A 14,581-nucleotide genomic window follows, 5' to 3' on the forward strand; every position below is an offset into this window, starting at 1 on the left:
TTCCAGGATAAAGACTTCAATCAGGACAACACTTGGCCAGCCGCCACCGTCAACCCGTCATGCCACCACGCCGCAAGACTGAAGACGTTGGGCGCCTTGAGAATCGTGAAGTGGTTGCCAGGGCCGTACCACACCGCCAGATCCCTGGCCTCGCGCTGCCAGCCTTCGAGCATTGCAACCTGTTCGCGCTGATTGCCCGAGGCGTCCAGCGTCGGGTCGTCCACCAGCGCCAGGCGCACCGCCCCGGTGTAGGCCAGAGCCGGTCGATAGACCGTGCGCAGCGCGGTGGCGAACGTGCGCACCGGGCCCTGCATCGCATCGGTTGACGCACGTTCAGACAGCACACCCGCGTGCACCATCCCGTCATGCAGCAGGCGCATTTGCGTGGTGTCGTCAGCTTCGGCGAAGGCCAGCGCATCGATGCCCAAAGACTTGCCGCTGGACAGTTGCAGCGACTCGATCAGTCGCAGCAGCGCTGCCGTGGTGGTGTAAGGCTTGCCCACCACGCTGTTGCCGCCCGGCGATTCGCTGTCGATCAGGGTCAGGGACGCCACTTCGCGCCCCGCAGCCTGCAACTGCGCCGCCATGGCGTACGCCACCCAGCCACCGAACGAATGCCCGATCAGATGCACCGGCCCTTGCGGGTACAACTGCTCAAGCGCCCGCAGGTAGAACGTGGCGGCACTTTCGACCCGACTGTGCGGCACCGTCGCGCCGTCTAGGCCTCGGGGTTGCAGCCCGTAAATCGGCCACTCCGGCCCCAGCGCCTCGGTCAGATGGATAAACCCGGTGACACTGTCACCGGCCCCCGGCACACAGAAAATCGGCGCGTGCCCGGTGTAGCCGGTCTGGATCGTCAACAACGGCTGATACGCCCGGGATTCGACCATCGCCGACGCCTGCAATGCCTGACTGAGCGCCTGACCGAGCACGTGCACATGCGGTGCCTGCATCATGCTCTGGTGATCGCCCGGCACGTCGATGCAATGCAGGAGCGTGGCCGGCACCTCGTCCGCCCAGCCCAGGGTCGGATGACGACGAGACAGCTCTGTCGGATGCTCCTGCGCCCGGAACAAGTGCAGCGGCAAGCCCAATGGATTGATCCGGTAATGCGCCAGCGCATGCCCGTGGGCGACCTCACGGTCGAGGTAGTGCCAGAGGTCTTGAGGCGCGGCGGCGGCCATGTCCGGGTGCAGCAATTGCTCCTCCCGGCAGCGCTGCAACAGCGGCTGGAAGTCGATCTGCTCCAGCTCGGTCTGCAACACCGCCAGACGCGCCAGCGCGGCTTGTCCCGCGTCGCCAAGAGAGGCCTGGTACATCGTGCAGTGCTGCAACAACTGGCGCTTGTGCGCATGCTCGTCGCTCCAGCGCGCCTTGCCCTGATCGGTCAGACGCGGCACGAAACTGTCGATCAGGCCAACGAACGCTACCGTCTCATCCATGCCGAGCAACTGCATCGCCACTTCATAGGCCAGCACTCCGCCAAACGACCAGCCGGCCAGACGATAAGGCCCTTGCGGCTGCACCGAACGGATGATCTCCACCATGCGCGCCGCCATACATTCCATGGTGCGCAGCGGTGCCTTGCCGAACGGAATGCCCGGCAGCCCGTAGATCGGGAAATCGCCCTCGATATGCAGGCCCAGCGCCGGGAAGTAAGCGTCCATCCCGCTGAACTCATGCATCAGGAACAACGGCGTATCTGCGCCACCAGCCCGCACCACGACCAGCCCGTCATCCTGCTGTTCTGCGCCTGTGCGCTGGCTGAGCAACGTGCCGAGCGACTCGATGCTGGCGTGCTGGAACAGCTCGGCCAGCGTCACCTCCAGGCCGTTCTGCTGCATCAGGTTGACCAGACGAATCGCCAGCAACGAATGCCCGCCCAGCTCGAAGAAGTTGTCGTGACGACCAACCTGCTCGACCTGCAACACCTCGGCCCACAACAGCGCCAGAGATTCCTCGAGCGGATTGGCCGGGGCTTCATAGGTACGACTGAGCAGTGCGTCCTGCGCCGGAACTGGCAACGCCTTGCGGTCGACCTTGCCATTGTTGTTCAGCGGCAACGCGTCGAGCTGCACCCAGGCCGACGGCACCATGTATTCCGGCAGACGTGCTTGCAATTGACCGCGCAGGCTGGCGCTGTTGATGCCCTCTTCAGCGGTGAAGTACGCGACTAGACGCAGCGGTTCCTGGCCGTCCTGACGGGCCAACACAATGACCTCCTTCACTCCTTCACAGTTCAACAGACGATTTTCGATTTCCCCCAGTTCGATACGGAAGCCGCGAATCTTCACCTGATCGTCGTTACGACCGATACATTCCAGTTGCCCCGGTGCGAGCCAGCGTGCGAGGTCGCCGGTGCGGTACAGCAACGCGCCCGGTTGATCGCCGAACGGGTCTTGCAGGAATTTCTCGGCGGTCAGGTCCGGGCGATTGAGGTAACCCAGCGCCACGCCTTGCCCGCCGATGTACAACTCGCCGGTGACGCCCATCGGTACCGGTTGCTGGCGGGCATCGAGTACATAGACCTGGGTGTTGGAGATCGGGCCGCCAATCGGCACGCTGTCGGCATCGTCCGCCACTTCGCGCACTTCGAAAGTAGTCGCGTAGGTAGTGGTTTCGGTCGGGCCGTAGCAGTGAACGATGCGCAGGTCCGGCGCCTCGGCGAGCAAGCGGCGGAAGGCCGCCGGATCGGCGCGTTCGCCACCGCACAACACCATGCGCAGGCCTTTGAGGGCCTCGGGGATCAGTTGCACGTACTGGTTGAACAGTGCGGTGGTGACGAACAGGATCGTCGCACCGGTGTTGGCCAGCTCACGCCCGAACGCAAGTGGATCGAGCAAGGTCGCGTGATCAATCACTACTACGCGCCCACCGTTGAGCAGCGGTCCCCAGACGTCCATGGTGCTGGCATCGAATGCCGGGTTGGAGGTAAACGCCACACGGTCCTGCGGATTGAAATCGGCGTAGCCGTTATTGATCACCAGCCGACCGATGGCCCGGTGCGGCACCATCACCCCTTTCGGCGTGCCGGTGGAACCGGAGGTGTACATGATGTAAGCCAAGGACTCCGAGGACTGTGGCAAGTCGGGGTTGTGCGTCGGTTGCGCATCAAGCTTCAGCACATCCAGATCGATCCGGCGTACGGCGTAATCAACCGTTTCAGTGCTGAAGGTCAACAGCGCTTTCGCCCCGCAGTCCTCGACCATGAACGCCTGACGCTCGGCCGGCGCGTTGATGTCCAGCGGCACATACGCCGCCGCGCACTTGCCGATGGCCAGTTGCGCGATCAGCAGATCCAGCGAGCGTGGCAGCAGGATCGCCACGTGATCGCCCGGTTGCACACCTTGGCCGATCAAGTGATGGGCCAGGCGATTGGCCCGCTCATTCAACTCAAAGTAGCTCAGCGATTGCGCACCATGCACGGCTGCCACCGCTTGCGGATGCTTCGTCACCTGCTGTTCAAACAGACGATGAACCGTCAACGTCGCCGGGTAATCCCGTTGAGTGGCATTGAGCTCGACCAGCAGTTGCCGCCGCTCATCCCGCGGCAGGATCGACAACTGATCGATGCCCAGTTGCGGCGTCCGCTCCAGCGCCTGCAACAAGCTGTCGACCGCAAGATCCATGTAGTCGCAGATCCGCTCGGCGTCGATCCCGGACGTGGTCAACGCGGTCAGGCTGAAGTCTTCGCCCAGGTCATCGACGCTCAGGCTCAGGCGGTAGTTGCTGTGTTCTTCGGCATCGAGCAACTGCATGCCCTGCCACGCCGCCACGACCTCGTCGGACGGCGTGCCCCCGCCGCCACTGTGGCGGTAATTGAACAACGCATTGAACAGCGGCGACCCCGGGGCCATGGCGCTGCAACGTTGCACCAGCGCCAGCGGCGCGTGTTCGTGATGCAGCAAGCGGTTCAAGCGCTGATGGGTTGCCAGCGCCGCTTCTTTCACCGATTGCCCGTCCAGATCGATGCGCAGCGGCAGCGTGTTGATGAACACGCCCAGCGCCCGTTCGGCACCTTCACCGCCGTGCAACCGGCCGAGCATGACGGTGCCGAACACCACGTTTTCACGCCCCGACAGTTGCCCCAGCACGCTGGCCCAGGCCAGGTGCATCAGGCTGGCGGCGCTGATGCCCAGGCGCCTGGCCTTGGCCCTGACCCGCTGGCTCAGCGCAGTGTTCAGCAGCCGCTGCGCATGCCCGTTACCGCTGTCCGCGACAGAACTCTGGCCATACGGCAGGGTCGGTTCGTCGATATCGCCGAGCATGTCACGGAAGAACGTCTCATGTTCCTCTTCGCTCAGCCCCGAGCGAGTACGGGCGACATAAGTGCGATACGGCACCGGTTCGGCCAGTTGCCGAACCTGGCCGAGCAGGACTGCCTGCATCTCGTGGCGTAGAACCTCGAGCGCAATGTGGTCCATGACCAGGTGATGGAACAGCAGCAGCGCCACCACGCGCCGATTGACCGCGTCCCAGCCGTGCACCACCCGCATCAATGGCGCCTGTGTGACGGCCATGCGGTATTGCCGGGTATCGAACCGACTGCGCAACTGATCGAGTGCATCAGTTTCGCCAGCATCCAGCTCCACCGTTTCACACACCAGCGACGCCTGACGCCAGACCACTTGTACCGGCTCTTGCAGACCGTCCCAGAACAGCGACGTGCGCAGGATGTCATGGCGCTCGATCACGGCCTGCAAGGCTTCAGCGAACACCCTCAGGCGTGACTCATTGGCAAAGGCGAACTGCGCCTGCAACACATACGGATCGCCCTGGGGTGCCGACAAGTGATGGAACAGAATGCCGGCCTGCAACGGCGCCAACGGATAAATGTCCTGCACGTTCGCTGCGCCGCCGGGAATGCTGGCAACGATGCGGTCGATGGCGGGCTGATCCAGTGCAACCAGTGGCAGCATGTCCGGGGTGATGTGTTTGCAGTCCGGTGCAATCCGGTTGGCCGGGATTTCGCTCTCCGTCTCATCGCCGACCGCGGCGGCCAGTGCGGCGAGCGTCGGCTGGCTGAACAGCACACGCACATCAGCCGTCAGCCCGACGTGGCGCATCCGCGCCACCAGGTTGACGGCCATCAGCGAGTGTCCGCCCAGTTCGAAGAAGTTGTCGTGGCGCCCTACTCGCTCCACCTTGAGCAGTTCGGCCCACAACCCTGCGAGGAGATTTTCCACCTCGCCGACGGGCGCTTCGTACTCGCGAGTGATCACCGAGGCCTGATCCGGCATCGGCAAGGCCTTGCGGTCGAGTTTGCCGTTGGGGCTCAGCGGCAGCGCATCCAGGTGCACGAATACCGCCGGCACCATGTAATCCGGCAGGTGCTCCAGCAGTTGACTGCGCAGCAGGTCGATTTCCAGACGGGCGCCGGTGTAATAGGCCACCAGGCGTTTGTCTCCCGGCACGTCTTCGCGGGCCAGCACCGCCGCTTCCTGCACACCGCCGATGTCGGTCAGGCGTGACTGGATTTCGCCCAGTTCGATGCGCAGGCCACGGATCTTCACCTGATCGTCGTTGCGGCCCAGGTATTCGATGTTGCCATCGGCCAGATAACGGGCGACGTCGCCGGTGCGATACATCCGGCCGTTCGGCTGGAATGGATCGTTCAGGAAACGTTCGGCGCTGAGGTCAGGACGGTTCAGGTAACCCCGCGCCACTTGCACCCCGCCGATGTACAGCTCGCCGACCACGCCTTGCGGCACCGGTTGTTGCTGGGCATCGAGGATGTACATGCGGGTGTTGGCGATCGGTTTGCCGATGGGCGTGTTGTCCGGCGTGGTGTCGATGGGCCCGGCGCAATCCCATGCAGTAACGTCCACTGCCGCTTCGGTCGGGCCGTACAGGTTGTGCAAACCACTGCCCGGCAATTGCTGCTTGAAGCGCCGTACCAGACTGCCCGGCAACGCTTCACCGCTGCACATCACCTGACGCAAACCGTGGCAACGCGCGGTCTCGCCATGGGCGAGGAACACGTCGAGCATCGACGGTACGAAGTGCAGCGTAGTGATCTGCTCGCGCTCGATCACTTCACTCAGATAGAGCGGATCCTTGTGGCCGCCCGGACGCGCCATCACCAGTCGGGCGCCGGTCATCAACGGCCAGAAGAACTCCCAGACCGAGACGTCGAAACTGAACGGGGTTTTCTGCAGCACCACGTCCTCAGCCGTCAGGCGATAAGCGTCCTGCATCCACAGCAAGCGGTTGACCACCCCTGAATGCTCGTTGATCACACCTTTCGGCTGGCCGGTGGAACCGGAGGTGTAGATCACGTAAGCCGTGAGTTGCGGGGTCAGTCCATCAACAGAAAGGTTTTCGGCCGACAGCGATTGCCAGGTGTCGTGATCCAGATCGACCACCGGCACCGACACCTCACCCAACAGTTCGCGGCTCGAACCCTGCACCAGCACCGCCAACGGTGCACTGTCCTCCAGCATGTAAGCCAGACGCTCCAGCGGATACGCCGGATCCAGCGGCACATAACCGCCGCCGGCCTTCAGAATCGCCAGCAACCCGACCACCATCTCCAGCCCCCGCTCGACGCAGATCGCCACCCGCGCATCCGGGCCAACGCCCAGTCCGCGCAGGTGATGCGCCAAACGGTTGGCCCGAGCGTTCAGCTCGGCATAGCTCAGCCGCTGTTCGCCTGAGAGCACCGCCACCGCCTGCGGCGTGCGCAAGACCTGCGCTTCGAACAGACCGTGGATGCTCTGCTCCAGATCGTAATCAACGTCAGTGGCATTGAAGTCATGCAGCAAGTGCCGACGCTCATCCTCCGCCAGCACATCGACCTGCTCCAGCAACGCCTGATCGTTGCTGACCATGGCCTGCAACAACTGCTGCAAGTAACCGGCATAACGCTGAACCGTCGATTCATCGAACAGCGCCGTAGCGTATTCCAGCGAACCCCGGATCACGCCTTGCGCCTCACCCAACGTCAGCGACAGATCGAACTTGGCAAAGTGGCTCGGCTCGGCCACGCCTTCCAGCGTCAGGTCACCGAGAGCCAGGGTCGCACCGCTGCCGCTGTCCCAGCTCAACAATGTCTGGAACAACGGGCTGTGGGACAGGCTGCGCACCGGCCGGGTGATTTCCACCACCTGTTCGAACGGCAGATCCTGATGAGCCTGCGCCTCAAGCGTGGACGCCTTGACCCGCGCCAGCAGCGCCTCGACGCTCAGCGCCCCCGAGGTCTCGATGCGCACGGCGAGCGTGTTGACGAACAACCCGATCAACCCTTCGATTTCCGCCCGGTTGCGGTTGGCGACGGGCGAACCGATCACTACGTCCGACTGCCCGGACAAGCGACCGAGCAACATCGCCCACGCACTCATCACCGCCATGTAAGGCGTCACGCCGTGGCGTTGACACAGCGCCTTGAGCTCGGCGCTCAAACGCTCATCCAGCCGGATGTCGACACTGCTGCCGGCGTAATCCTGCTGGGCCGGGCGTGGACGGTCGGTCGGCAACATCAGCAAGGCCGGCGCACCGGCCAGGGTCTGCTGCCAGAAATCGCTCTGACGCTGCAAGACTTCACCGCTCAACCAGCGGCGCTGCCACACGGCGTAATCGGTGTATTGCAACGCCAACGGCGGTAGCGGATCGACCTCGCCATGGCTGAACGCCTGATACAGCGCCATCAATTCACGGGTCAGGACGCCCATCGACCAGCCATCGGAGATGATGTGGTGCAGGGTCAGCAGCAACACATGATGATCATCGGCGAGTCGCACCAGACGCCCGCGAATCAACGGATCGTCCTGCAAATCGAACGGCCCCGAGGCTTCACCCTGAATCAGCGCGAGCAAGGCGTCATCGGCCTGCGGGTGGTGGCGCAAATCTTCGACCCGCAGCAGCACACCGCTGTCGAGCGGCGCGATCAGCACCTGGGCTTCATCGTTGAACTGGGCGAAGCGGCTGCGCAGGGTTTCGTGACGCTCAACGATCCGCGCCAGTGCTCGTTGCAGAGCGGTTTCGTCGAGGCGACCGCGCAGGCGCAGGCCGAGGGGAATGTTGTAGGCGGTGTTGGCGCCTTCCAGTTGCGCCATGAACCACAACCGTTGCTGGGCGAACGACAACGGCAGCGCGCCGTCACGCGGCGCCGGCATGATCGCCGGTTGCGTGCAGCGTCCAGCCTGGGCCAGCACCTCGGCGACCGCTGCCAGCTCGGCATTGGCGAACAGCTCAGCGAGCGTCAGTTCCACCCCCAGCCGCTGGCGCACCTGTGACAGCATGCGCATCGCCAGCAACGAGTGGCCGCCCAGTTCGAAAAAGTGATCCTGACGTCCGACCTGCTCAACTTGCAGCACGTCGGCCCAGATCTGCGCCAGAGTGGTTTCCAGTTCACCTTGCGGTGCTTGATAGTCGCGGGTGAACAAGGCGCTGCGATCCGGCACTGGCAAGGCCTTGCGGTCGACCTTGCCGTTGGCGGTCAGCGGCAGCGCGTCGAGTCTGACGAAGGCCGCCGGCACCATGTATTCCGGCAACTGGGTCAACAGGTGCGCCCGCAGTTCGGCCACGGCCAACGGCTCGACCTGTGCCTGCTCGGTGAAATACGCCACCAGCCGTACCTGGCCGGGTTCGTCTTCGCGGGCCACCAGCACCGCTTCCTGGATGCCGAGCAACTGATTCAGGCGGGTTTCGATTTCGCCCAGTTCGACACGCACGCCGCGAATTTTCACCTGATCGTCGTTGCGCCCCAGGTACTCGATAGAGCCGTCGGCGCGCCAGCGCGCCAGATCACCTGTGCGGTACATCCGGCCGTGATTGAACGGGTCACGCAGGAAGCGTTCTTCGGTCAGATCCGCACGATTCAGGTAGCCCCGGGCCACACCGGCGCCACCCACATACAGCTCCCCCGCCACGCCGACAGGTACCGGGCGCTGCTGTTCATCGAGCAGGTACACCGTCGCGTTGGCGATCGGTTTGCCGATGTGCAGCGCCTGCCCCGCCTCGACAATGCCCGAGGTGGCGACCACCGTGGCCTCGGTCGGGCCGTAGTTGTTGACCACATCGAACGACTGATGGCAGTTGAACTGACGCAAACGGTCGCCGCCGATCAGCAGCGTGCGCAGGGTCGGGTGTTCAAGGTTCTGGCTGAAGGCGTATTCGGCCACCGGTGTCGGCAAGAAGCTCACGTCCAGCGGCTGTGCGCGCCACCAGTCGAGCAACGCGTCCACGTCTTCGCTGCCGTCACGGGCCGGTGCCAGATGCAGGGTCGCGCCGGCACACAAGGCCGGCCAGACTTCCCAGGCCATGGCGTCGAAGCCGAATCCCGCGAGGCTCGAGGTGTGGCGCCCGGCGCACAGGTCGAACGCCTTGCAATGCCAATCGACGAGGTTGCTCAGTGTGTGGTGTTCGACCATGACGCCCTTGGGCAAACCGGTGGAGCCCGAGGTGTAGATGACGTAGGCCAGGTGTTCGCTGGTCATGCCAGACACCTGCGGATTGCCGGTCTCGTTGTCCGGCCAGGTACGCAAATCCAGATCGATCACCGGTACATCAAGCGCCGGCAAGCGTTCACGCAAATCACTCAGGCACAGCACCGCCACGGGCGCACTGTCGCTCAGCAGATAGTGCAAACGCTCCGCCGGGTGCGCCGGATCCACCGGCACATAACCGGCGCCGGCCTTGAGAATGGCCACCAGCCCGACCAGCGTTTCCAGCCCGCGCCGGGCGACGATGGCCACGCGATCATCAGGGCGAACGCCCAGCCCGATCAGGTGGTGAGCCAGAGTGTTGGCCTGTCGGTTCAGCTCGCCAAAGGACAACGCCTGCCCCTGACTGACCGCCGCAACCGCCTCGGGCCGCTCGATCACTTGTGCCTCGAATCGCTGCGCAATGGTCAGCCCCGACACAAACGCCGTGTGCGTGTCGTTGAACGTGACGAGCAACTGTTCACGCTCGTGGGCCTGAACCATATCGAGCTGTTCCAGCTCCGCCTGATCGTTGGTGACCATTGCATGCAGCAGTTGCTGGAAGTAGCCGACATAACGCTGGATCGTCGATTCATCGAACAACGCCGTGGCGTATTCCAGCGCTCCGCGAATTCCGCTGCGGGTTTCACCCAGGGTCAGTGACAGGTCGAACTTGGCAAACCGAGCCGGACCGGCCACGCTTTCCAGCGCCAGATCACCCAGCGCCAGATCCGGCCCCACGCTGTTTTCCCAGCTCAGGGTGGTCTGGAACAACGGACTGTGGGAAAGACTGCGCGCCGGCCGGGTGACTTCCACCACCTGCTCGAACGGCAAGTCCTGATGGGCCTGGGCTTGCAGCGTGCAAGCCTTGACCCGGGCCAGCAACGCCTCGACGCTGAGCCCACCGGATGTATCGATCCGCAGGGCCAGGGTATTGATGAACAACCCGATCAGCCCTTCGATTTCCGCGCGGCCACGGTTGGCAATCGGCGAGCCAATCACAACGTCTGACTGGCCGGACAAACGACTGAGCAACAGTGCCCAGGCGCTCACCATCGTCATGTACATCGTTACGCCGTGCCGCTGGCTCAGCGCCTTGAGCCCGGCGCTCAGTGGCTCGTCCAACCGGAACTCGACGCTGCTGCCGGTGTAATCCTGTTGCGCCGGACGCGGACGGTCGGTTGGCAGCACCAGCAAGGTCGGGGCCCCCGCCAGATTCTGCTGCCAGTAATCACTCTGACGCTGCAGCACTTCACCGCTCAACCAGCGCCGTTGCCAGGTCGCGTAGTCGGCGTATTGCAGCGCCAGTGGCGGCAGCGGATCGGCCTCGCCATGGCTGTAAGCCTGATACAGCGCCATCAGTTCACGGGTCAGCACGCCCATCGACCAGCCATCGGAGATGATGTGGTGCAAGGTCAGTAGCAACACATGGTGATCGTCGGCCAGCCGGACCAGACGCCCGCGAATCAACGGATCGTTCTGCAAATCGAACGGGGTCGAGGCCTGTTCACGGATCAACGCCTGCAAGGCTTCGTCGGCGTGTGGATGCTGACGCAGATCCTCGACCCGCAGCAGCATGCCGCTGTCGACCGGCGCAATCATCACCTGCACCTCATCGTTGTGCGGGACAAAACGGCTGCGCAGGGTTTCGTGGCGGTCGACGATCCGGGCCAGTGCCTGTTGCAGCGCCGCCTCGTCGAGATCACCGCGCAGGCGCAGCCCCAACGGAATGTTGTAGGCGGTGTTGACCCCTTCCATCCGCGCCAGAAACCACAGCCGTTGCTGGGCGAACGACAGCGGCAGCGCGCCGTCACGAGGCACCGGCACCATCGCCGGTTGCGAACTGCGCCCGGCCTGGGCCAGCACTTCTGCGACCGCTGACAGCTCGGCATTGGCAAACAGTTCACTAAGCGCCAGCTCGACGCCCAGGCGTTGGCGAACCTGAGACACCATGCGCATCGCCAGCAGCGAGTGGCCACCCAGCTCGAAAAAGTGGTCACGCCGCCCGACACGTTCGACCTGCAGCACTTCCCCCCAGATCCGCGCCAACGCGGTTTCCAGTTCGCCTTGCGGTGCTTCGTAATGACGGGTGAACAGCGCCGCGCGGTCCGGCGCCGGCAAAGCTTTACGGTCGACTTTGCCGTTGGCGGTCAGCGGCAACATGTCCAGCCGTACGAACGCCGTCGGCACCATGTATTCGGGCAACTGCGCCAGCAGGCAGGCGCGCAGCTCAGCCACCGGTTGCGGTTCGACCTGAGCCTGTTCGGTGTAATAGGCGACGAGGCGCGGCTGGCCGGGCTCGTCTTCACGGGCCAGCAATACCGCTTCCTGAATACCGGGGAGCTGGTTGAGCCGGGTTTCAATCTCGCCCAGCTCAATGCGCACGCCGCGAATTTTCACCTGATCGTCGTTGCGTCCCAGGTATTCGAGGGTGCCGTCGTCCTGCCAGCGCGCCAGGTCACCGGTGCGGTACATGCGCCCGCTGTTGAATGGATCGTCGAGAAAGCGTTCGGCCGTCAACTCGGGACGGTTCAGATAACCCCGGGCAACCCCGGCGCCACCGACATACAACTCCCCCGCCACCCCGATGGGCACCGGACGTTGCTGCTCATCCAGCAGATAGACCGTGGCATTGCTCACTGGCCGACCGATGTGCAGCGTCTGCCCGGCCTCGATCTTGCCCGAGGTTGCCACTACCGTGGCTTCGGTCGGGCCGTAGTTGTTGATCACATCGAAATGCTGGTGACGGCTGAACTGCCGCAAGCGATCCCCGCCGATCAGCAGCGTGCGCAAGGTCGGGTGTTCGAGGTTTTGACTGAAGGCGTATTCGGCCACTGGCGTTGGCAAAAAGCTCACATCCAGCGGCTGCGCGCGCCACCAATCGAGCAAGGCATCGATGTCTTCGTTGCCGTCGCGGGCCGGGGCCAGATGCAGGGTCGCACCGGCACACAGCGCCGGCCAGACTTCCCAGGCCATGGCGTCGAAGCCGAACCCGGCAAGGCTTGAAGTGTGGCGGCCGGCGCACAGATCGAACGCGCCGCAATGCCAGTCGACGAGGTTGGACAGGGTGCGGTGTTCGACCATCACGCCCTTGGGCAGACCGGTCGAGCCCGAGGTGTAGATCACGTAGGCCAGATGCTCTGTGGTCAGCCCCGGCACCTGCGGATCGAGGGCCAGACTCAGTGGCCAGGTACGGCGGTCGAGGTCGATCACCGGGACGTCCAGCGTCGGCAGTCGATCACGCAGATCGCTCTGGGTCAGCACCACCACCGGGGCGCTGTCGCTGAGCAAATAGCTCAAGCGTTCGGCGGGATGCGCCGGGTCAACCGGTACGTAGCCGGCTCCGGCCTTGAGAATCGCCAGCAGCCCGGCCAGCGTATCCAACCCTCGGCGGGCGACGATGGCCACGCGATCATCGGGGCGAACGCCGAGGCTGATCAGATGATGGGCCAGTGCATTGGCGTGCTGGTTCAGCTCGGCATAGGTCACTTGTTCACCGAGGAACACCGCCGCCACCGCTTCCGGCCGCTCGATGACTTGCGCCTCGAAACGCTGATGAATGGTCAGCCCTTGCGGGTAGTCGGCCTGGGTCGCATTGAAGCCGCGCAGGATCTGCTCGCGCTCGGCGTCCGGCAGGATCGGCACCTGGCTGATCGGCGAATCCGGTGCCTGCTCCAGCGCGGACACCAGACCGCTCAGGGCACCGAGCATGTAATCGCACACCCGTTGCGGATCGACCTCAGTGGTGGCGAGCAAGGTGAGGCTGAAGGCGTCGCCCAGGTCGTCGATACTCAGGGTCAGCGGATAATTGGTGCGCTCTTCCGAGTGCAGGGTGGTGATGCCTTCCCATGCGGACAGGGTTTGTGCACTCGCCGATGCCGCGCCATGGCTGTGGCGATAATTGAGCAAGGTGCTGAACAGCGGCGTCGGCGCAGCCACGCTGCTGCAGCGCTGGGCCAGCGCCAGCGGCGCGTGTTCATGACGCATCAGCGTGGTCAGGCGCGCGTGGGTCGCCTGCACGGCGTTGCGCACGCTCTGGGTGTCGACGTCCACCCGCACCGGCAAAGTGTTGATGAAAATGCCCAGCGCCCGGTCGGTGGCCTCGGCGCCTTGCAGACGGCCCATCAACACTGTGCCGAACACTGCACGTTGCTTGCCGGCAAGCGTGGCCAGCACCTGCGCCCAGGCCAGGTGAAACAGACTGGCCGCGCTCACCCCGAGCTGCCGCGCCTGCCCCCGCAAACGCTGCCCCAAGGCCGGTTCGACCGGCACGCTCAGCTCGGTGATGCCGTGCCCGTCACCCTGCACATCCTGCAAGCCGAACGGCAAGGTCGGCTCGTCGATATCGCCGAGCATGTCGCGGAAGAACGCCTCGTGCTCGGTTTCACTGACGCCCAGCCGCGCCTGTGCCACGTAATCACGAAACGCGACCGGCCGCCCCAGCAGACGGCCCTGCCCCGTGAGGAACGCACGCATCTCATGGCGCACCACGTCGAGCGCCGAGTGATCCAGCGCCATGTGATGAAACAGCAGCGTCGCGACCACCCGTTGCCCGGCGGCGTCCCACGCATGGGCCAGACGCATCATCGGCGCCCGGCTCACGTCCATACGGAATTCCCGGGCGTCGAAACGCTCGTGCAAGTACGCCAGCGCATCGCCTTCGGCATCGATCTCTTCCACCGGCAATTCGGCCTGACGCCAGACCATTTGCTGCGGCGTATCCAGCCCCTCCCAGATCACCGCCGTACGTAGGATGTCGTGGCGATCGATCACAGCCTGCAAAGCCTGGACAAAAGCGCTCAAGCGCCCGCGATCGGCAAAGGCGAAATGCGCCTGCATCACATAGGGATCACCCTGCGTGGCGCTGACGTGATGGTAAAGAATGCCTTCCTGCAACGGTGCGAGCGGGTAGATGTCCTGCACATTGGCCGCGCCGCCCGGCACGCCGGCGACCAGACGGTCGATCGCCGCCTGATCGAGTTCGGCCAGGGTCAGCATCGCCGGGGTGATGTGCGTGGTGCCGGGTGCAATGCCATTGGCCGGCACATCGACCTGACCGCTCTTGGTCGCTGAATATTGCCCGGCCTTGATCAGTTCGATCAGCGCTGGTTTGTGCTCGCGCAACAGCGCCAGCACCGCCGGATCGCTCAGCGCCTGTT

Annotated in this window: 1 protein-coding gene and 1 pseudogene; both read right to left on the reverse strand. The window is 64.2% G+C overall.

Going from position 1 to position 14,581, the window contains the following annotated elements; translation table 11 throughout:
- Positions 1-20: 20 nt before the first annotated feature.
- Complete coding sequence (locus tag AC1RMX_RS25215; RefSeq protein ID WP_493073484.1) at positions 21-4,919, reverse strand: non-ribosomal peptide synthetase; 4,899 nt, start codon at positions 4,917-4,919, stop codon at positions 21-23.
- Between the two features lie 75 nt (positions 4,920-4,994).
- Positions 4,995-14,474, reverse strand: a pseudogene (locus AC1RMX_RS25220) (non-ribosomal peptide synthetase); the annotation flags it as partial.
- Positions 14,475-14,581: the final 107 nt, after the last annotated feature.

The sequence above is a fragment of the Pseudomonas sp. GW822-FHT03F04 genome (assembly GCF_058801405.1).

Bases quoted from the DNA above. Each gene is read 5' to 3' on its own strand.
- AC1RMX_RS25215 (WP_493073484.1), bottom strand. From the start codon at position 4,919: ATGCTGCCACTGGTTGCACTGGATCAGCCCGCCATCGACCGCATCGTT.